The sequence below is a fragment of the Nocardia sp. 852002-20019_SCH5090214 genome, assembly GCF_001665865.1.
Taxonomy (GTDB): Bacteria; Actinomycetota; Actinomycetes; order Mycobacteriales; family Mycobacteriaceae; genus Nocardia; species Nocardia nova.
The window spans coordinates 1-19,828 of the sequence record NZ_LZMK01000364.1 but is presented as its reverse complement, the minus strand read 5'-3'; the positions used below and the strand labels follow the sequence as shown (position 1 = coordinate 19,828).

Genomic DNA, 19,828 nt, shown 5'->3' with positions numbered 1-19,828 from the left:
GGTGTGAGCCGAATAACCACGTCGGCAACCGCACTCGCCGCCATGAAGCAGAGGCAGAACGCAACGTATTTCCGACACCGTGTCGACCGCCCGGTTGCCGGGACCGAAACGGATGAATTAGACATCCGACATGCATTTTGTGAAGTGAGGCACCAGCGGTCGTTCCGAATGGTAGCTCGACAAACTGCCTGGTAGCTTCCGTTTTGCTCACGTGCAACGTCGCGCATCGCATTCGACCTCTCACTCGCCGAACGTCTTTCTCCCCGCCGTCCGTGTGCCTCTGCCCCTGGCAAGAGGCGGGAATCGTCATATCCGTCCACCGCCGATCGCGCGGGTCGTCGTCGACCCCGAAATCGGTGGCGGCACTGATGGAGCCTTCATGACACGCACCATCGCGATGCCTCCGAATCGCGTACTCGACATACCCGACGACGTCGTCCGGAGCCGTGGCCTGCTGACGGGTTACTTCGCCGGCCTCGGCGTCGTGATGGCCGTCTGGGGAACACGGATCCCCGCGGTCCAGGAATCCGCCGGACTCGGCACGGCCGGGCTGGCCGGGGTCCTGCTCGCCGCCGCGGTCGGCATGGTCGCCGGCCTCCAGGTCGGCGGTCGCCTCGCCCGGCCTGCTCGGTTGCCCCAGCTGTTGACCGTCGGCGGGGTCGGTCTGGCCCTGAGTCTCGCGCTGGTCGGCAGCTGCCGGATGCCGATCGCGCTCGCCGCCGCGGCGCTGTGCTTCGGCGCCGCGCACGGGGTACTGGACGTCGCGGCGAATGCCGCCGCGATGCGCTGCCAGAACGCCTACGGCCGGCCGATCATGTCCGGCCTGCACGCGGCCTACAGCCTCGGCGCGCTGGGCGGAGCGGTGATGGCCGTTGTCGCCGCGCATATTTCGCACACCTACGTCTTCGGCATCACCGCGGCCGCGGTCGTCCTCGCGACGATCGCCGCGGCGCCCGCCACGCGCTGTGTCGGCTCGCCGCTTGCCGACCCGGGGGTGGTGGTGGGTGAGCGTGCGCCCCGACTGTCCCGGTCTCGGATCTGGCTGCTGGGCGCACTGGCCGCGGCATGTCTGCTCGGCGAGGGCGCGGCGGCCGACTGGTCGGCGGTCCACCTGACCGGCCTGCACGCCTCGGCCGCGGTCGGTGCCGCCGCATACGCCGCGTACAGCGCCGCGATGGCGGCCGGACGCCTCGTCGGCGATCGGCTCACCGCCCGCTTCGGAGCGCCGAAAGTCGTTCGGGCAGGCGCGATTCTGGCGTCGGCCGGACTTCTCACCGGTGTGTCGGTGAACGATGTGCCGTTCGCGTTGGCCGGCTGGGCCGTCTTCGGCCTCGGCCTGGCCGTCACGATTCCTTCCCTGTTCAGCACGGCCGGCACGGGAGGTCCGCGCGCCGTCGCCGCCGTGGCCGTCGCCGGATATCTCGGACTACTCGCGGGACCGGCCCTCATCGGGGCCGTGGCCACCGTCACGACCCTGCCCGTCGCCCTCGTGCTGCCCGCCCTGCTCGCCGCGGGCGTGGCCGCTCTGTCTCATCGAGCATTGGAGAACCAGTGGTAAGCGCTCTGTCTCACTCGTCCACCGACCTCGACGCGGTCATCTTCGACTACAACGGCGTCATCGGCCTGCAGCCGACCACTCCCATGTGGAGCGGTCTCGCCGAACTCGCCGGATGGCGCACCGAAGACCTCACTCATTTCCAGACCGCCTTCTGGAGCGCTCGCGAACCCTACGATTCCGGCGAGTTCGACGACACGGACTTCTGGACCGCGGTGCTCGGCCGCCGGCCCGAACCGGTATTGCTCACCCGCTTACGTGCCGTCGACACCGCGTTGTGGACGCGGACCGACCACCGCGTCGTCGGCCTCCTGCACCGGGCCCGCCAGGCGGATCTGCCGATGGTCTTGCTGTCCAACGCGCCCCACCCGGTCGGCGACGCGCTCGACGCCTCCGACTGGCGCGGCCTGATGACCGACGCCCTCTACTCGGCCCGGCTCGGCATGAACAAACCGCACCTCGACACCTACCGAAATGCCCTGGCCGCCACCGGAGTCGGAGATCCGGGTCGTGTGATGTTCATCGACGACCGGCCCGACAACTGCGAAGCGGCGGCACGACTCGGCCTGCGAACCCTCCACTACACCGGCTCACCCGCCGATATCGAAAGGCAGCTCGGGACGAAATCGGTCGCCGCCTGCCCTAGCTCTTGACGCCGCCCGCGGTGAGGCCGGAGATGATGCGGCGCTGGAACAGCAACACCATGATCACCAGCGGCACGGTGACGATGATGCCCGCCGCCATGATCGCCGCATACGGCTGCACCAGCGGATCGTTACCGGAGAACCGCGCGATCGCGACCGTCACGGGTTCGGTCCGGTCGACCGAGAGCAGACTGGCCAGCAGGTACTCGTTCACCGCGGCGATGAACGCCAGGATCGCCGTGGTGAACACCGCGGGCGCGGCCAGCGGCAGCATCACCAGCCGGAACGCCTGGAACCGGCTCGCGCCGTCGATCCGGGCCGCTTCCTCGAGCTCCCAGGGCAGCTCGGCGAAGAACGAGGCCAGGACGTAGACCGTCATCGGCAGCACGAACGAGATGTTCGGGATGATCATCGCCTGGTAGTGCCCGATCCAGCCGATGTTGGTGAACAGCTGGAACAGCGGCGTCACCAGGACGACCACCGGGAACATCGAGGCGCTCAGGATCAAGCCGGCGACTAGGGTCTTACCGCGAAAGGCCATGCGCGCCAAGGCGTAGGCGGCCATCATGCCGATCAGCAGTGCGATCACGGTGGTGGCCGCGCCGATGACGACGCTGTTGGTCAGCGCCCGGCCGAAGTCGTTGCCGCGGCTGGTGTCGAACGCGTTGCGGAAGTTCTCGAAGGTCAGGTGGGTGGGCCACGGGGTGTTGTCGAAGGTGTAGTCCGGATCGCGGAAGGCGGTCACCGCCATCCAGTAGAACGGGGCCAGGCCCCAGATCAGCACGATCAGCGCACCGACGTACACCCGCGCGGACCGCCACGGTTTGCGCCCAGAGGTAGCAGTGGTCATCAGTGTGCCTTCCGCTGTTCTTCCTGCGTCGCCACCGCATTGGCGCCCAGTATCTTCACCAGCACGAATGCCACCGCGAAAATCATCAGGAAGGTGAGCACCGACAGCGCGGCCGCGCTGTTGGAGCCCTGCCGCACCTGATCGACCACGAGGATCGAAATGGTCCGGGTCGCCGGGTTGCCCTGCATCATGATGGCCGGCAGGTCGTAGAGGCGCAGCGCGTCCATGGTCCGGAACAGCACCGCGACCAGCAGTGCGGGCTTCAGCAGCGGCAGCGTGATGTGGGTGAAGCGCTGCCATGCCGAGGCGCCGTCGACCTTGGCCGCCTCGTACACGTCGTTCGGGATCACCTGCAGTCCGGCGAGAATCAGCAACGCCATGAACGGGGTGGTCTTCCAGACGTCGGCGATGATCACCGCGAATCGCGACCACCACGGATCGGTCTGCCACAGGATGTGCGTGTGCAGCACCCGGTTGACCACGCCGTTGTACTGGAACATGAACTCCCACAACCGGGCTGTCACCGCGGTCGGGATGGCCCAGGGGATCAGCACCGCGGCACGCAGCAGCGCCCGCCCGCGGAAGGTCTTGCCCATCACGGTCGCCATGCCGAGGCCGATGGTCGCCTCGAGCGTCACGGTGATCACCGTGAACAGCAGGGTGATCCCGATGGCCGCCCAGAACTGCGAACCCAGGTTGCCGGTGGGGCACGGCTCGGTTCCGCCGCCGGGCAGGGTGCACTGCTGCAGCAGCCAGTGCGTGTAGTTGCTGAACCCGGCGCTGCCGCCCTCGACGAACATGCCGGTGGCGGGGTCGAGCCCGGCGTCCTTCTGGAACGACATCCACACCGCGCGCACCACCGGATAGCCGATGACGACCGCGAGCGCCACCAGCACCGGTGCGACGAACAACCACGCGCGGCCCGACCCCTGCGGGAGCCGTAAGCCCCGGGAGTTACTGTCGCGCTTCGGTTTCGGGCTCACCGGCAAATCGTCGGGTGGCGCGAGATCGGTCGCACCCGAAGGACTCGACACGTTCAACTCTCCTACGGGGCAGACTGCGGACAGGGTCAGGAGCCGGCGGCTTCGATGCCCTTCTGCATGCCGATGATCGCGTCATCGACTGATTTCTTACCGGTCAACGCAGCATATGCGTTGTCCTGGATGGCCTTCGACACCGCCGGGTAGAAGGGGGTCACCGGGCGCGGCACGGCGCTGGCGATCGAATCCTTCAGCGCGGGCAGATACGGGAACTTCGCGATCAGCGCCGGATCGTCGTACATCGACGACCGCACCGACGGGAACGCGCCCTCGGCGACGATGCGCTGGGCATCCTCGCTGATCAGGAAGCGCAGGAAGTCCAGCGCGGTGGCCTTGTTCTTGGAGTAGGCGCTGATGGCGGCGTTGTAACCACCGAGCGTGGAGGCGCCGATGCCGTCCTTACCGGGCAGTGGGGAGACGCCGAAATTGCCCTTCACCGCGGAGGAGTCGGCCTGGGCCACACCGTAGAAGTTGGGCCAGGTGCGCAGGAACAGCAGCTTGCCCGAGGCGAAGGCGTTCTGGCTCTCCGGCTCCTTGAAGGAGATGGCCTCCTTGGGGATGTCGCCGTTCTTGTAGGCGTCGGTGAGCACCTGCAGGCCGGCGCGCGACTGCGGGGAGTTCACGGTCGCGGTCTTGCCGTCCGGGCCGACGAACGAGCCGCCGTAGGCGTTGATCACCTCGGCCGCGTTCACGGTCAGACCTTCGTAGGGTGCGAACTGCCCTGCGTAGCAGCCGATTCCGTGATCGCGCGCGATATTGCAGTCGGCCAGCAGTTCCGGCCAGGTCTTCGGCGGATTCGGAACCAGATCCTTGCGGTAGTACAGCAGGCCGCCGTTGGTGTTGCGCGGCGCGGCGTAGAGGGTGCCCTGGTAGGTCGCGCTGGCGACGGTCGGCGAGAGCAGCGTGGAGGTGTCGAGGGCGAAGGAGTCCTTCAGCGGCTGAATCCAGCCCTTGGCCGCGAACTCGGCGGTCCACGGCACGTCCAGCGCCATCACGTCGTAGTCGGACTGTTTGGCCCGCATGTGCTGGGCCAGGTCGTCGTACTGCTGGGAGGCGTCGTTGGACTGCTCTTTGAACGTCACCTGCTCGTTCGGATGGGCGGCGTTCCACCGGTCGATGAGCTGCTTGACCGCACCCGTCTCGGTGGTGTCCTTACCCTCGACGTAGGTGATCGGACCGCGCCCGCCCAGGTTCTGGCCGGTCGGGTTGCTGCCGTCGCCGCTCGAACAGGCGCTCGTCAACCCGGCGGTGAGCAGTGCCACCGACGCGGTGGCCAGTGCGGCGCGGGACACGAGGGACGAGCGTCGTGACGCGGCGCGCGCGCGAGCCTTACGCGCCTTGTTCGAGGACGCCTTGTTCAAAGCCATCGATACTCCAGGGTCGTAACGAACACAGGTGCCAAGCGTGAGCGCCCGCACACTGCGCCGGTTGCACAAGGCAAGATACATTGTTCGGCTGCTGCGTGGGATACGGCGTCCGCCCCCGCCCTCCGTGGTTCCGCGAGCTACCGCCTTCCGCCCCCGCCCGATCGTGTGGGGATGTCGGTGCGTTCTCGTATCCTGGCGCTCGATGTCGACCCAGATGCCCCAGGACAAGTTGCTCACCCGGATCGGTGGGCTGTTGCGTCAGGCCGAGTCGACCGACAACGAGCACGAGGCCGAGGCGTTCATGGCGGCTGCCCAGCGCCTGGCGACCCGTTCGTCGATCGACCTGGCGGTGGCCCGTGCCCATATCGCCGGCCGCGAACGCCGCCCGACACCGATGCAGAAGGTCGTCCCGATCGGCGAGGCGGGGAAGAAAGGGCTGCGCACCTACGTGCAGTTGTTCGTGGCGATCGCCGCGGCCAACGATGTGCGCTGCGATGTGACCCGCACGTCCACGCAGGTGTACGCCTACGGCTTCGACACCGATATCGCGACCTGCGAGGCGCTGTACACGAGCCTGCTGGTGCAGATGGTGCGGGCGTCGGACCACTACATCAAATCCGGCGCCTACAAATCGGCGACCGTGGAGAAGGTCGTGGTGGAGACGCGCTGGGGTCGCAGGGTGCAGCGTCGCATACAGGCCCCTGTCGCAGCGGTGACGGCTCGGCTGAATTTCCAGATGGCGTTCGCCGATCGGATCGGCCGCCGGCTGGCGCAGGTGAAGGCGGATGTGGAGGCCGAGGCGGTGCGCGACGATCCCGGCTCCGCGGAATCGGCCGCGGGCACCGCGCTGGCCCTGCGCAACAAGGACCTCGAGCTCACCGATTTCTACTCCCGCACCTCCGACGCCCGCGGCACCTGGCGCGGCCCGCAGGAATCCACGGGGTACTCGCCGGCCGCGCGACGTGCCGGGGATCGTGCCGGCCGAAGCGCACGGCTGGGTCTGTCCCCCGAATTGCCCACCGGGCGAGGGCGTCTCGAAGCGCCCGGAGCATGAGCCGCACGAGAGCGGCGCAGTGCGGCGCCGTCCTGATGTGCCCGGCGCACCGCGAGCCGCAGTTGTGACGCCCCGGGATTCGCAGCGCAGCCGCGTCTACGATGCCGAGGGTCTGGTGCGGCGGATGTTCGAACGAGCCGAGGAATTCGGGGCTCGCACGGTCGACTTGCACGGCTCGCAGCTCACGCTGCCGATCGAGCGGAAGTTCGCCTCGGTCGAGTCGGTCCAGAGCTATGTGGACCGAGTCCTGGCATTGAATTGGGTACGCGCGCAATGGCTTCGGGCCGATACGCCGCTCGCGGTGCGTGCCCGCGCGGGCACCGGCGCGGCGCACTACGAAACCGGCCGCGCCGTCCTGGCCGTACCCCTGCACACCGGCGGAACCGCGTGGGCGCTGCGCGAATTGGTCATACTCCACGAAATCGCCCACCACTTGGAGCCGCCCGGCGTCGACCTCGCCCCGCACGGCCCGGAATTCTGTACGCGCTACCTCGAGCTGGTCGACGGGATCATCGGCCCGGAAGCCGCCCTTCTTCTGCGCGCCACTCTGCACGACTGTGGCGCCCGAGTGGGCTGAACCGATGCCCCGGGCCGTACCGCACGGCCCGGGACACGAGCGCTACTGCCCGGGCGCCTCGGCTCGCACCGTCGGGTCGATGAGGCCGAAGATCTCGCCCTGGGGAGCCTGGACGACGGCGGAGCGGCCGAACGGGGTGTCGTCCGGTCCCATCAGTGCCGTGGCACCGAGTTCGGTTGCGCGGGAGAGCTTTTCGTCCGTCCCGGCGACCTGGAACCAGGTGAGCCAGTAGGGCGGGTTGTCGCCGGGTGCGCTGCCGGCGTCCATGACGCCGCCGGCGACGTCCGCACCGGGCGGGGAGAAGGTGGAATAGACGAAGTTCTCACCGTCGCCGATTTCGTCGAAGGTCCAGCCGAAGACGCGGCGGTAGAACTCCTGTGCGGTGGCGTAGTCGCCGGTGTGCAGTTCGTTCCAGCAGTAGGAGCCGGGTTCGTTGTAGATACCGGCACCGGTGTGGGCCTTGGCCTGCCAGACGCCGAAGATGCCGCCGGTCGGATCGGCGGCCACGCACATGCGGCCCACGTCCATGACGTCGAAGGGCGGGACGAACACGGTGCCCCCGGCCGCGCCGATGGCCTCGGCGACCGCGTCGACATCGTCGGCGGCGAGGTAGGTGGTCCACACCGAGGGCATCGGCGCCTCGCCCATCTTGGGCCCGATTCCGGCGGCCGGTTTACCGTTCAGCATCGCCATCAGATATCCCCCGGCCTCGGGCGGGCTGTCCATGATCTCCCACCCCAGCAAACCGGAGTAGAAGTCGCGGGCAGCCTGCGGATCGTCGACCGAACAGTCGATCCAGCAGGGCGTACCCTGCGGCCACGCAGAATCACGAGTGGGCATTGCGGAACTCCTATCGTGTGTTCGAGCACGTGAGAACTGCCGATGGCACACGATCAGCTAATCACAGACGGGCGGGTGGGAAAACCCTCGTCCCGCACCCGCCGAGGCGTGCGAGGCCGCGATCAATCAAGGAGCCGCAGCACCCGCTCCAGCCGGCTTCGCCACCACGCCGTGCGCTCCGGATCGGGATGGCGGAAGCGTTCCAGCAGTGCGGGATCCGGGTTCGGCGGGGTGCGCGGAACGCTCAGATATCCGTCGACGGGGCGCAGTGACTCCGCGACCACGTCGCCGGCGAACAGGTTGACGGTGCCCAGCCCGCAGGCGTGGTCGAGTTCCGGCAGGGCACCGGCCAGCGCGAGCTGGGCCGACAGTCCGACGCTCGTCTCCAGTGCCGAGGAGATCACGCACGGCAGTCCCGCCGCCTGCGCCACCCGCAGTGCCCGCCGCACTCCGCCGAGCGGTGTGCATTTCAGTACGGCGATATCGGCCGCTCCCGCCACCGCGACCCGCAGCGGATCCTCGGCACGCCGGATGGATTCGTCCGCGGCGATGGGAATGTCGACCCGCCGCCGGACCGCCGCCAGCTCCTCGATCGTCCGGCACGGTTGCTCGGCGTATTCCAAACCCTGTGCGGCACGGTCGATCTGACGCAAGTTGGTGACCGCGGTATCGACATCCCAGACCGCGTTGGCATCGACCCGGACGGCACCGTCGCCACCCAGCGCATCGCGGACGGCCGCGACCCGCTCGATATCCTCGGCGAGCGAGTCGGGATGATCGGCGATCTTGACTTTCGCGGTGCGGCAACCGGATTCGGCGACGATGGCATACGCGCGCTCGGGTCCGACCGCGGGAACGGTGCAATTGACCGGAATGCGATCCCGGACCGGTTCCGGCCAGCCCTCCTCGATCTGCTCGACCGTGGTGGCGAGCCAGTTCGCGGCCTCGCGGTCGTCGTATTCGACGAACGGGCAGAACTCACCCCAGCCGCGCGGTCCTTCGAGCAGCATCCCCTCACGGACGGTGATGCCGCGGAAGCGAGTACGCAGCGGAATCGCGTAAACCAGGGCCGACGCCGGATCCAGATCGCTCACCCGGGCCAGCCTAACCCTGCGAAACGGCGACGGACCGGCGGTCGACCAGTGGTGCTTGCGAGCACCGGTCGAAGGGATTTCCATAAGTAGCCATGGAGTTCCGGCCGGCTCGCCCGCCGCTGCGGCGCGGCGATGCCGTGCTGAGTGCCGCGGTCTATCTGGCCGGTTGCGGTGTGGCGTGGGTGATCTGGCGGTACGGCCTGCCGTACCGGGATATGGCGCGGCAGCGCACTCGGCCGGGGGACAGTCATCTGCCGCTGGCCTACGCCGTGGCGTTCCTGTCCCTGGTCGGTGCGCTGCTGCTGGCCGGGCGGTGGACCCTGCGGGCGTTGCGGGAACGCCGCCCGGCCTGGCCTTACGCGCTGCTCACCCTGCCGCTGCTGGCCGAGGCGTGGCTGCTCGGTTTCGCGGCGGCGCTGGTCGTGGTGTCGGTCTGAGGCTCAGAGCCGCTCGTAGATGGTCGCGTTCGCCAAACCGCCTGCCTCACACATGGTTTGCAGTCCGAAGCGGGCCCCGCGTTCGTGCAGTGCGTGGACCAGCGTGGTCGCCAGCCGCGCACCGGAGGCGCCGAGCGGATGCCCCAGCGCGATCGCGCCGCCGTTGACGTTCACCCGGGACAGATCCGCGCCGGTATCGGCGGCCCAGGCCAGTACCACCGAGGCGAAGGCCTCGTTGACCTCGAACAGGTCGATATCGGCCAACGACAGGCCCGAGCGCTGCAACACCTTCCGAGTCGCCGGGATCACCGCGGTGAGCATCAGCAGCGGATCGTCGCCCGCGACCGCGAAACTGTGCAGCCGGGCCAGTGGCCGCAGGCCCAGTTGCGCCGCCTTCTCACTGGTCATGATCAGCACTGCCGCGCTGCCGTCGTTGATCTGACTCGCATTGGCGGCGGTCACGTTCCAGCCGATCTCGGGGAATCGGGCGGCATAGGCCTCGCTGTAGTAGGCCGGCCGCAGCCCGGCCAGGGTTTCCAGGGTGCTGCCGACGCGAATGCCCTCGTCGGTGCTCAACCCGGCCAACGGCGCCAGTTGTGCCTCGAAGGATCCGTTCTTCGTTGCGGTGGCGGCCTTTTCGTGACTGGCGAGCGAGAATTCGTCCATGGCGATGCGCGAGATGCCCCAGCGCGCCGCGATCAGTTCCGCGCTGATCCCCTGCGGTACCAGCTCGTCCGGATACCGCTCGGTGAAGGCCACGCCGTTGATATCGGTGGCGCCCGCCACGCTCGACCCCATCGGCACCCGGCTCATCGACTCCAGACCGCCGGCGACGACGATGTCGTAGGCCCCGGCCAGCACGCCCTGCGCGGCGAAGTGGATGGCCTGCTGGCTGCTACCGCACTGCCGGTCGACCGTGGTGGCCGGAACGGATTCCGGATATCCGGCCGCGAGCGCGGCCCGGCGGGTGATGTTGACCGACTGCTCGCCGACCTGGGTGACCACACCGCCGATGACGTCGTCGATCAGCACCGGATCGATCCCGCTGCGTCGCACGACCTCGCGCAGGCTGTGGGCGAACAGGTCGACCGGATGCAGTTCGTGCAGCGCTCCGGTGGCTTTGCCCTTGCCGATCGGGGTGCGTACGGCCTCGACGATCACTGCGTCTCTCATGGCGATTCCTCCGGTATCGCGCCGTTGCGACATCTGACTCAGTCGCTCTAAAGCCAGGTTAGGAGCTGGCATTAGTTGTGGCAAGTCAGAGTTGGTATGATCGTCGTCATGCCCGTGAAGTTGGAAGGACCCCTGCGTGATCTGAATTCGTGGAAGCCGGACGGCTGTTCCATCGTGAAGGCGCTGGATATCGTCGGCGCCCGCTCGACGATGCTGATTCTGCGCGAATCCATCTACGGCACCACCCGCTTCGACGGTTTCGCGGCGCGGGTGGGTATCACCGATGCCGCCGCGGCCGCCGCGCTGCGCAAACTGACCGACGCGGGACTGCTGCGCAAACAGCCGTATCGGGAAGAGGGTAAGCGCACCCGCAACGAGTACGTGCTCACCGAGATGGGCCGGGATCTGCTGCCGGCGATCTTCGCGCTGTGGCAGTGGGGGGACAAATATCTGCAGGGCGGAGTGCCGCCGCTGGAGCGGATCGAAGACACCACCGGTGAACCGGTGCGGGTGGAGTTGCGCAGCGCCGGCGGTGACGAGGTCGCGCTCGAGGACATCCGGGTCCGGGTCAACCAGGACTGGCGCCGGGCACGCGTCGGAACCCGGGATGTGACCGCACAGCGATGAGACGATCGGCGCGGGTCTTCGGCGGACCGGTGCGTGGGCTGACGATCGTGCCCTCGAGCACCCGGAAGCGTTCGAGGGCAACGATATTCGAGTCCTAGGTCAGTCGCTTACCGCTGGCCGGGTCGAAGAAATAGGTGTGCTCCGCATCGCTGGTGAGCGTCAGCTTGTCGCCCTTCTGCGGCGGATTGCGCCAGTCGGCGCGGGCGACGATCGTCTGATCTCCGCCGGCCTCGCCCAGGGTACGGCCGTAGATGTAGGCGTCCGAACCCAGCTCCTCGACCACATCGATCTCCATGGCGATGCCGTCGGAACCGCCGGCCGGATCGAAATGCTCCGGCCGGATGCCGACCACCACGGTCTCGCCCGCGGCGTCGGCCACCGTGCGCGGCAGCGCGATCGAATGTCCGCCGACGGTCACCGAACCGTCCGACACCGGCAGGGTGAACAGGTTCATCGCCGGGGAGCCCATGAAGCCCGCGACGAACAGATTCGCCGGATCCCGATACAGATCCCGGGGTGAGGCGCACTGCTGCAGCAGTCCGTCCTTGAGCACCGCCACCCGGTCGCCCATGGTCATCGCCTCCACCTGGTCGTGGGTGACGTAGACCGTGGTGGTGCCGAGCCGGCGCTGCAACTGGGCGATCTGCGTGCGGGTCTGCACGCGCAGTTTCGCGTCCAGATTCGACAGCGGTTCGTCCATCAGGAATACCTGCGGCTGCCGCACGATCGCGCGTCCCATCGCGACCCGCTGACGCTGACCGCCGGACAGCGCCTTGGGCTTGCGGTCCAGGAAGTCCTCGAGGTCGAGCAGTTTCGCCGCCTCCAGCACGCGCTGCGTGCGCTCGGCCTTACCGACCTTGGCCATCTTCAGTGCGAAACCCATGTTCTCCGCGACCGTCATATGCGGATACAGCGCGTAGTTCTGGAAGACCATCGCAATATCGCGCTGTTTGGGTTCGGCGTCGGTGACATCCTTCTCGCCGATCAGAATGCGGCCGTCGTTGACCTCCTCGAGTCCGGCCAGCATGCGCAGCGAGGTGGATTTGCCGCATCCGGACGGTCCGACCAGTACCAGGAATTCGCCGTCGGCGATCTCGAGATTCAGCTTGTCGACGGCGGGTTTGGTCCCACCCGGGTAGAGCCGGGTGGCGTGGTCGAAGGTGACCGTGGCCATGGTGAATCAATCCCTTCACCGGCAGGAACGTGCCGGACGATCCGAGTAGAGGGGTCGGTGCGCGCCCCACAGTAACCCAGCGGCCCGCGCGGGGTGCAGCGGGCGAGTAGCCTCGTCAAGGGCCGCTGACCGGCCGCGAGAGCAGCTCACGAGACGAAGGAGCATCGGATGACTCGACCGGTTCGCATCGGAGTTCAGCTACAGCCGCAACATGCTCCCGACTACGGGCTGATCCGGGATGCCGTGCGCCGGGCCGAGGATGCGGGCGTGGACATCGTCTTCAACTGGGACCACTTCTACCCGCTCTACGGCGATCCCGACGGCGCTCACTTCGAATGCTGGACCATGCTCGGCGCGATCGCCGAGCAGACCGAACGAGTCGAACTCGGCGCCCTGGTGACCGGCGGCGGATATCGCAATCCCGACCTGCTCGCCGATATGGCCCGCACCGTCGACCACATCTCCGGCGGCCGGCTGATCCTCGGCATCGGCGCCGGCTGGTTCCAGAAGGACTACGACGAGTACGGCTACGAATTCGGCACGCCCGGAACACGTCTGGCGTTGCTCAAGGAATATCTCGCCCGCATCGACGCCCGGCTGCCGAAACTGAATCCGGCGCCGACGCGCCACATTCCGATCCTGATCGGCGGCGGTGGTGAGCGAAAGACGTTGCGACTGGTCGCCGAATACGCCGACATCTGGCACAGTTTCGCCGATATCGAAGCGCTGGAACGGAAGTCGAAGATTCTGGCCGAGCACTGCGCCGAGGTCGGCACCGACGCGAACCGGATCGAGCGGTCGGTGTCCTGGCCCGGCGCCGAACAGGCCGAGCGGCTGGTGCAGGCCGGCGCGACCCTGTTCACCGTGGGCGTCGGCGGGCCCGACTACGACCTGAGCGTGGTGGAGCAGGCCGTCGCATGGCGGGACAACTTCAATCCGGAGTCGGTGACCGGTATCGCCTGATCGAACACCGCCTGATCGAACACTGCCTGATCGAATCAGTGGGATTCGATTTCCGCCGGGCGATGTGGCAGGGGCGGCGGCCCGTGGACCCGCGTCGCCGCCCCCGGGGCCCTACCGGCCCGGCTAGGGTTCTCGGCTATGGCCCGTTTGCCCGTCTCGCGCCCGCGTGCGCTGATCGCGCTGATGGTGGCGATGATGCTGCTGTTCGCCGTCGCCTGCAGCTCCGATGGCGGCAGTTCGTCGCGGGCCTCGAACCTGTGCGCACCCCCCGGACCGTCGGCCGCCTCCCCCGCGCCGACGAAACTGGCGAGCGGTGCGACGGCCGGCACCGATCGATACACCACCGCGACCACCGCGCCGCTGAGTTCGATCGATATCACCAAGCTCGGTTTGTCCCAGCCCGGGGTGCTCAGCGTGGGCACGCTCTCGGACGCGCCGCCGAGTATCTGCGTGGATCCGTCGGGGGCCTTCACCGGATTCGACAACGAACTGCTGAAGGCGATCGGCGCGAAACTCGGACTCCGGGTGCAGTTCTCCGGCACCGAATTCGCCTCGCTGCTCTCGCTCGTCGCCACCGGCCGGTTCGACGTGGGATCGTCGAGCATCACCACCACCGATGCCCGGCGACAGCAGGTCGGCTTCACCAACGGCTACGATTTCGGCTACTTCTCGCTCGTGGTGCCCAACGGCAGTGCGATCCAGGGGTTTTCGGATCTGAAACCGGGCGTGCGGATCGGCGTGGTGCAGGGCACCGTGCAGGACGAATACGTCACCGGCACCTTGCATCTGGACGCGGTGAAATTCCCCGACTACAACACTGCCTACGCGAATCTGAAGACCGGGCAGATCGACGCCTGGGTCGCGCCCTCGCAGCAGGCCACCGGTGCGATCAAACCGGGTGATCCCACCTCGATCGTGCAGAACACCTTCAGCCTGGACAATTTCACCGCCTGGGCGGTGCGCAAGAACAATCAGCCGCTGATCGACGCACTGAATTCCGGCCTCGACGCGGTGATCGCCGACGGAACCTACGCCAAGCTCTATTCCGACTGGGTGCCGCGGCCGCTGCCGCCGGGCTGGAAACCGGGCTCCAAATCGGCTCCGATGCCGCAACTTCCGGACTTCGAGAAGATCGCGGCCGAACATCGGCACGGCGATCAGCAGAACGCTCCGAAATCGACCCTCGCACAATTGAAGGACACGTTCTTCGATTGGTCGTTGTACCGCAAGGCATTTCCCGAACTGTTCAAGACCGGCTTGCCGAATACGATTATTCTGGCGCTGGTTTCGGGCGTGCTCGGCACGCTCATCGGCATTCTGCTCGCGGTGGCCGGTATTTCTCGCACCCGCTGGTTGCGCTGGCCCGCCCGGGTCTACACCGACATCTTCCGCGGTTTGCCGGCGGTGGTGATCATCCTGTTGATCGGCCTGGGCATCGGCCCGGTGGTGAAGGGGATCACCGGGAACAATCCGTACTGGCTGGGCGCGGTGGCGCTGGCGCTGCTGGCCTCGGCCTATATCGGCGAGATCTTCCGCTCGGGCATTCAATCGGTGGAGCCGGGACAGTTGGAGGCCGCGCGGGCGATCGGATTCGGCTATCGGCAGTCGATGACGCTGGTGGTGATTCCCCAGGGCGTGCGGCGAGTGCTGCCGGCGCTGATGAACCAGTTCATCGCGCTGATCAAGGATTCCTCGCTGATCTACTTCCTCGGCCTGCTCGCCTCCCAGCGGGAACTGTTCGCCGTCGGCCGCGACCTGAATTCGCAGACCGGAAATCTGTCACCGCTGGTCGCGGCGGGCCTGGTCTATCTGCTGCTCACGATCCCGCTCACCCATCTGGTGAACTACATCGACCGCCGATTGCGCACCGGCCGCGCCGAAGCCGCCGCCGACGAAATCGACCAGGCTGTCATCACGGAAGGACGCGGAGCGTGAGCGACCAGGATGCCAACGGCGTGAGCGACCAGGATGCCGACGGCGTGAGCGACCAGGATGCCAACGGCGTGCGCACCAGTTCCTCGCTGACCGGCGTCGATCTGCATCTGACCCTGGGCAACAACCAGGTGCTGCGCGGCGTCGACATTCACGTCGATGCCGGGCACACCACCACGGTCATCGGCCCGTCCGGTTCGGGAAAATCCACCCTGTTGCGGGTGCTGAACCGGCTGCACGAACCCGATTCCGGCGATGTGCTGATCGACGGGGTTTCGGTGCTGGGGGAAAATCCGGATCGGCTGCGCCAGCGCATCGGAATGGTCTTTCAGCATTTCAACCTGTTCCCGCACAAGACGGTGGCGGAGAACGTGGCCCTGGGACCGCGGAAATTGCGCGGCCTGAGCAAGGAAGCGGCGCGGGCGCTGGCCCTGGAGCAGCTCGAGGCGGTCGGATTGGCGGCGCGCGCCGATACCCGCCCGGCGAATCTGTCCGGTGGACAGCAGCAGCGTGTCGCCATCGCTCGCGCACTGGCGATGAAGCCGGAATTGATGCTGTTCGACGAGGCGACCTCGGCCCTGGACCCGGAATTGGTCAAGGGTGTGCTCTCGTTGATGGCGGATCTGGCCGCCGGCGGTATGACGATGATCGTGGTGACCCACGAAATGGGTTTCGCCCGTTCGGTTTCCGACAGCGTGGTATTCATGGACCAGGGCAAGGTGGTGGAGTCGGGATCTCCGGACCGCCTCTTCGACGATCCGGAAACCCCACGCCTGCAACAGTTTCTGTCCCAGATCCTCTAACTGCCCGAACTGCTGCCGCTGAACGGCATATTGGCGAACTGCGCGAAATTGCCCTGCGCTCCGCTGTAGACGTTGAGGTCGGTATTGCCCGCGATACCCGGCACACTGCCGGAATCGGTGGTCTGCCAGAAGGTCCACGCCGGCCAGCCGCCGGGCACCTCGGGCTGGGCGTTGCCGCGATAATCGGCGATCCACAGTGGGTACTGGTGGAACTGATCGGAATCGGCCATCGCCGTCTGCCAGAACCGCGGGTAGGTGTAGATGATCGGCACCCGGCCGGTCAATGCCTGCACCGTGGTCAGATAGCGATGGGTCCAATCGATCAGCTCCGCCGGGGGCAGCCCGCCGGAATTCTCCATATCGAGGACCGGCGGCAGATCCAGCGGGCCGTTCTGGCCGAGGACGACCGCGGCGTAGAGGGCGGCCTGCGGTTCCGGCGGCAGATCCGGATGGGCGTAGTGATAGGTCCCGCGCGCCACCCCGGCCGCGCGCATCAGCAGGCTGTCGGGGACGAAATAGGGATTGACGTAGTTCAGCCCCTCGGTGGCCTTCACCATGGCGAAGTTGTGCCCGGAGGCCCGGACCGCGAACCAGTCGATCAGACGGCCGTCGATGTGCTGCCAGGACGACACGTCCGGCCCGGTGGGTCCAGCGGAGGCGATACCGGTTGCCGAGAATATGCCGGCAACGGCGAGCAGCGGCAGGGCTGCGGTGAAGCGACGGACTTTCGGACGAGCCACGGTGCGTCGATACATGGCTACGAGAGTAGGCAGCCGAGGCGCTTGTGACCAGTGTTTACGCGTGACTCATCCGAGCCAGTCGAGGACCGCGGCTGCCGTCCACGACTGCTGCATGCTCCCCAGCGGATCCCCGGTGAACGGGTCGTAGTACTCCGCGAAGCTGCCGTCGCCCGCCTGCCGCAAACCTTCCGCACGCAGCATGAAGGACCGTTCGGCCCAGCCGCGGCGGGCGAAGACCCAGGAGAACAGCCAGCTCATCACCGGCCACACCGGCCCGCGCCAATATTCGCGCGGGCGGAAATCCTTCGACACCGGCGAGGTCGAGGGCGGCAGCGCGTAGCGCAGATCGGGGTGGCCGCAGAAGCGTGGCCCCTCGAACAGGCGCAGCAGACTGCGTTCGGTGGCGCGCGGCAGTCCGCCGCACAGCAGCGGCGCGAACATGGCCAGCGTTTCGGTGCCGATCCAATCGTCGGTGCGCAGGTCGAAGTCGCGCGCGGCGCCGGAGCGCGGATCGGCGGTGGCGATCACGCCGGCGCGGAAATAGTCGGCCCACTCGTAGAGCTCGCGCACATCGGCGTGCGGCATGCGGTAGTCCTCCCCGATACCGGCCAAGACCTCACAGGCCAGCGCGAAGACGGCGGTGACGAAGACGTCCTCCACGGCGAAGCTCATCGTCGAGGCCAGCTGGAAATCGTCGTAGCCACACCGACGCATTTGCTCCACGAGCCACAGGTAGCGGTCGTATTCGCGATCGGTGGGACGCTGCGCCGGGTCGACCACGTCGATATCGGCGCGCCGATACGGCGGCAGGTCGCCGACCACCACATTGGCGTAGGCGCGATCCCACCGCGGCGAATTGTCCATCCCGGACTCCCAGCCGTGATACAGGGTGATCCGGCCGTGCTGTTTGGGGTCGCGGGCATGTGCCAGCCAGCGATGCCAGCGCATCAGATCGACCCAGCGCCGATCCAGGAATTCCGCGGCGACCGCCCGGGTGGTGCGGCCGTGGCGCCGGGAGTGGTCGAGAATCCGCTGGACCGCGATCGCGTGCACCGGTGGCTGGGTGATGCCCGATGTGTCGACACCGGCGGGGGCGTTCGCCGCCAGCCGACGGCACTCCCATCGGCTCGGTCCCGGGAAGTAGCCGTCCACGCCGTTGGCGAACACGATGTGCGGGATCATCCCGTTGCGCCATTGCGCGGAGAGCAGAGTGTCGAGTTCGACGACAGCGCGCTCCACACTCAGCGGGGCCAGGCCGACGGCGACGAAGGCGGCGTCCCAGCTCCACATATGGGGGTAGAGCTTGGGCGCCGCGCTGGTCATGGTCCCCAGATCGTTGCCGCGGAGCAGATAGGCGGCCCGGGCAGCCAGCTGGGTGGGGGTGAAGCCGGGACCGTTCATTTCCCTATTCTGCGACGTCACCTTCAGATATGCGCGGCGCCCGGGCGTCGCGTGCCGCACAGCGGCCGCCGCGGGGGCATGGTCCGGTCCGGTCACCTGTTCGGCAGTGTCCACCCTCATCGCCTCGTTCTGTGTCATGCGCGGTGTCCGTCCCCCGCCCGCCGCTGTGAACCGGTTGCTCGAGTCTGGATTACACCCATCGGCATCGGCTCGCCACCGATGGACGACAGATGTCCGGTCGCGGCGGTGCAATTGTCCGGACCCGCCCGTGTGATCGTCCGCGCCGCCCGGGTGCGTAGCACTGCGGTGGGCGCGCGGGGTTTACGGTGAGCACATGGCCGCACCTTCGGAAAGCACTGCCGCGCAGGATCTACCGACCGCGCTGATCACCGGCGCCAGCCGGGGACTGGGAGCCGCGATCGCGCGGGAGCTCGCGGGGACGCATCGACTGCTGCTGGGCGCGCGTTCGGCGCAATCGCTGGCGAAGATCCGGACGGAACTTCCCGATGCCGAACCCTGGCCGGTTGATCTGACCGATTACGCCGCGCTGCCCGCGGCGACGGCGCCGATCGGCCGTCTGGATGTGCTGGTGCACAACGCGGGCGTCGCCGAACTGGGGTCGATCGCCGACTCGTCGGTCGAGCTGTGGCGAAATACGCTGGAAGCCAATCTGATTGCCGTCGCCGAGCTGACCCGGCTGCTGCTGCCCGCCCTGCGCGCCGCCGGCGGCCATGTGGTGCTGATCAATTCGGGTGCCGGGCTGCGCGCCAATCCGCACTGGGGTGTGTACGCCGCGAGCAAATTCGGTCTGCGCGCTTTCGGTGACGCGCTGCGGCTCGAGGAACCGCGCCTGCGTGTCACCTCCGTCCACCCGGGACGCATCGACACCGAGATGCAGCGCGCGATCGTCGCCTCCGAACAGCGGGATTACAACCCCGGCGAGTTCTTGACCGCGGCGACGGTCGCCCGGGCCGTCCGCAACGCCGTCGAGACGCCACGCGACGCGCACCCGACCGAGATCGTGCTGCGCCCGATCGCCCGCTGAACCGGTGCTGTCGGCCGGGCCGAATCGGGCGCTGAATCGGTGCTACCGGCCGACGCGCCGGAACGACCGGTGCCCGGCCGGCGAGGGTGTCGAGGGTGCGGTAGCTTAGGGCAGAAATGACCTCCTACCAGGGGCGACACCGGCATGGGTGACGCGCGATCGAATCGGCGGCAGCTGCTCACGCTGCTCGCCGCGGGCACGGCGGTCGCCTTGACCGGCTGTACGACGGCCCACAGTGCGACCGGGGAAAGGGCGAAACCTGTAGCCGCGGCGGTCACGAAGAACGTGAAGCGGGCGCCGGTATCGCGGGCGAAGCGGATATACGCGCCGACCACCTCGGGGCTCGCGCCGTCGTCCACCGTGAGCGCGAGATTCGCGCCGGCGCCCGGCAGAGCAGTCATCGTGCCCGAGGGCGCCACGGTCTTCGGCCCGGTTGGCGGCGTGCTCGCGGCGGGCCTTCTCCTCCCGCATCTGCATGGCCTCGATGGCGGCGCGGCGGGCGGTGATGCCGG

At 67.8% G+C, this 19,828-nt stretch carries 19 protein-coding genes and 1 pseudogene; 11 read left to right on the top strand and 9 right to left on the bottom strand.

Annotation, left to right across the window (positions count from 1 at the left end):
• The first annotated feature begins 379 nt into the window (after positions 1 to 379).
• Both A5780_RS27775 and A5780_RS27770 read left to right on the top strand, forming a co-directional pair.
• A complete protein-coding gene (locus A5780_RS27775; protein ID WP_197521896.1) occupies positions 380 to 1,558 on the top strand; it encodes an MFS transporter in 1,179 nt (392 codons plus the stop codon).
• Positions 1,552 to 2,208 carry an HAD family phosphatase gene (locus tag A5780_RS27770; RefSeq protein ID WP_231983118.1) on the top strand — a complete coding sequence of 219 codons (657 nt, stop codon included), beginning with the start codon at positions 1,552 to 1,554 and terminating at the stop codon, positions 2,206 to 2,208. Before A5780_RS27775 ends, A5780_RS27770 begins: the two co-directional genes overlap by 7 nt.
• On the opposite strand, the gene A5780_RS27765 is transcribed toward A5780_RS27770, so the two are convergent.
• The 3 genes from A5780_RS27765 to A5780_RS27755 form a co-directional block, all read right to left on the bottom strand.
• Positions 2,198 to 3,049, bottom strand: coding sequence for a carbohydrate ABC transporter permease (locus A5780_RS27765; protein ID WP_063011542.1), 852 nt, complete (start codon positions 3,047 to 3,049; stop codon positions 2,198 to 2,200). The genes A5780_RS27770 and A5780_RS27765 overlap by 11 nt on opposite strands.
• Complete coding sequence (locus A5780_RS27760) at positions 3,049 to 4,032, bottom strand: carbohydrate ABC transporter permease (protein ID WP_051043442.1); 984 nt, start codon at positions 4,030 to 4,032, stop codon at positions 3,049 to 3,051. The genes A5780_RS27765 and A5780_RS27760 overlap by 1 nt, the downstream gene beginning before the upstream one ends.
• Before the next feature lie 86 nt (positions 4,033 to 4,118).
• Positions 4,119 to 5,381 carry an extracellular solute-binding protein gene (locus A5780_RS27755; RefSeq protein WP_030514173.1) on the bottom strand — a complete coding sequence of 421 codons (1,263 nt, stop codon included), beginning with the start codon at positions 5,379 to 5,381 and terminating at the stop codon, positions 4,119 to 4,121.
• A 289-nt stretch (positions 5,382 to 5,670) separates the two neighbouring features.
• Here A5780_RS27755 and A5780_RS27750 point away from each other — a divergent pair, with 289 nt between their 5' ends.
• Both A5780_RS27750 and A5780_RS27745 read left to right on the top strand, forming a co-directional pair.
• Complete coding sequence (locus A5780_RS27750) at positions 5,671 to 6,510, top strand: DUF2786 domain-containing protein (RefSeq protein ID WP_063011588.1); 840 nt, start codon at positions 5,671 to 5,673, stop codon at positions 6,508 to 6,510.
• 64 nt (positions 6,511 to 6,574) lie between these two features.
• On the top strand, positions 6,575 to 7,087 hold the full coding sequence (locus A5780_RS27745; RefSeq protein WP_064910193.1) for a TIGR04338 family metallohydrolase: 513 nt from the start codon (positions 6,575 to 6,577) through the stop codon (positions 7,085 to 7,087).
• 42 nt (positions 7,088 to 7,129) lie between these two features.
• Here the strand turns inward: A5780_RS27745 and A5780_RS27740 are convergent, their stop codons facing one another.
• Together A5780_RS27740 and A5780_RS27735 are read right to left on the bottom strand one after the other, a co-directional pair.
• The gene (locus tag A5780_RS27740) at positions 7,130 to 7,927 is read right to left on the bottom strand and encodes a VOC family protein (protein WP_030514176.1); all 798 of its coding nucleotides are present in this window, start codon (positions 7,925 to 7,927) and stop codon (positions 7,130 to 7,132) included.
• A 122-nt stretch (positions 7,928 to 8,049) separates the two neighbouring features.
• Complete coding sequence (locus A5780_RS27735; protein WP_227463092.1) at positions 8,050 to 9,021, bottom strand: o-succinylbenzoate synthase; 972 nt, start codon at positions 9,019 to 9,021, stop codon at positions 8,050 to 8,052.
• A 92-nt stretch (positions 9,022 to 9,113) separates the two neighbouring features.
• Here A5780_RS27735 and A5780_RS27730 point away from each other — a divergent pair, with 92 nt between their 5' ends.
• Positions 9,114 to 9,458 (top strand): hypothetical protein, encoded by a 345-nt coding sequence (locus tag A5780_RS27730; RefSeq protein ID WP_064904944.1) that lies wholly within the window; start codon positions 9,114 to 9,116, stop codon positions 9,456 to 9,458.
• A gap of 3 nt (positions 9,459 to 9,461) precedes the next feature.
• On the opposite strand, the gene A5780_RS27725 is transcribed toward A5780_RS27730, so the two are convergent.
• On the bottom strand, positions 9,462 to 10,631 hold the full coding sequence (locus A5780_RS27725; RefSeq protein WP_064904943.1) for a thiolase family protein: 1,170 nt from the start codon (positions 10,629 to 10,631) through the stop codon (positions 9,462 to 9,464).
• Positions 10,632 to 10,739: 108 nt separating this feature from the next.
• On the opposite strand from A5780_RS27725, the gene A5780_RS27720 reads away from it, so the two are divergent.
• The gene (locus A5780_RS27720) at positions 10,740 to 11,258 is read left to right on the top strand and encodes a helix-turn-helix domain-containing protein (RefSeq protein WP_064904955.1); all 519 of its coding nucleotides are present in this window, start codon (positions 10,740 to 10,742) and stop codon (positions 11,256 to 11,258) included.
• A gap of 94 nt (positions 11,259 to 11,352) precedes the next feature.
• Here the strand turns inward: A5780_RS27720 and A5780_RS27715 are convergent, their stop codons facing one another.
• Complete coding sequence (locus A5780_RS27715; RefSeq protein WP_063011534.1) at positions 11,353 to 12,432, bottom strand: ABC transporter ATP-binding protein; 1,080 nt, start codon at positions 12,430 to 12,432, stop codon at positions 11,353 to 11,355.
• A 168-nt stretch (positions 12,433 to 12,600) separates the two neighbouring features.
• Here A5780_RS27715 and A5780_RS27710 point away from each other — a divergent pair, with 168 nt between their 5' ends.
• The 3 genes from A5780_RS27710 to A5780_RS27700 all read left to right on the top strand — a co-directional run bounded on the left by A5780_RS27710 (position 12,601) and on the right by A5780_RS27700 (position 16,130).
• Positions 12,601 to 13,395, top strand: coding sequence for an LLM class F420-dependent oxidoreductase (locus A5780_RS27710; RefSeq protein WP_030514182.1), 795 nt, complete (start codon positions 12,601 to 12,603; stop codon positions 13,393 to 13,395).
• Positions 13,396 to 13,533: 138 nt separating this feature from the next.
• Complete coding sequence (locus A5780_RS27705) at positions 13,534 to 15,330, top strand: ABC transporter substrate-binding protein/permease (RefSeq protein WP_064910191.1); 1,797 nt, start codon at positions 13,534 to 13,536, stop codon at positions 15,328 to 15,330.
• A 68-nt stretch (positions 15,331 to 15,398) separates the two neighbouring features.
• Positions 15,399 to 16,130 carry an amino acid ABC transporter ATP-binding protein gene (locus tag A5780_RS27700; RefSeq protein WP_104362461.1) on the top strand — a complete coding sequence of 244 codons (732 nt, stop codon included), beginning with the start codon at positions 15,399 to 15,401 and terminating at the stop codon, positions 16,128 to 16,130.
• Here the strand turns inward: A5780_RS27700 and A5780_RS27695 are convergent.
• Complete coding sequence (locus A5780_RS27695) at positions 16,127 to 16,885, bottom strand: glycoside hydrolase family 25 protein (protein ID WP_030514185.1); 759 nt, start codon at positions 16,883 to 16,885, stop codon at positions 16,127 to 16,129. The genes A5780_RS27700 and A5780_RS27695 overlap by 4 nt on opposite strands.
• A gap of 51 nt (positions 16,886 to 16,936) precedes the next feature.
• Positions 16,937 to 18,271, bottom strand: coding sequence for a hypothetical protein (locus tag A5780_RS27690; RefSeq protein ID WP_063011578.1), 1,335 nt, complete (start codon positions 18,269 to 18,271; stop codon positions 16,937 to 16,939).
• A 334-nt stretch (positions 18,272 to 18,605) separates the two neighbouring features.
• Here A5780_RS27690 and A5780_RS27685 point away from each other — a divergent pair, with 334 nt between their 5' ends.
• Entirely contained in the window at positions 18,606 to 19,316 is a 711-nt protein-coding gene (locus tag A5780_RS27685) for an SDR family oxidoreductase (protein WP_064910189.1), read from the top strand.
• A gap of 144 nt (positions 19,317 to 19,460) precedes the next feature.
• A pseudogene (locus A5780_RS43270) lies at positions 19,461 to 19,828 on the top strand (hypothetical protein); the annotation flags it as partial.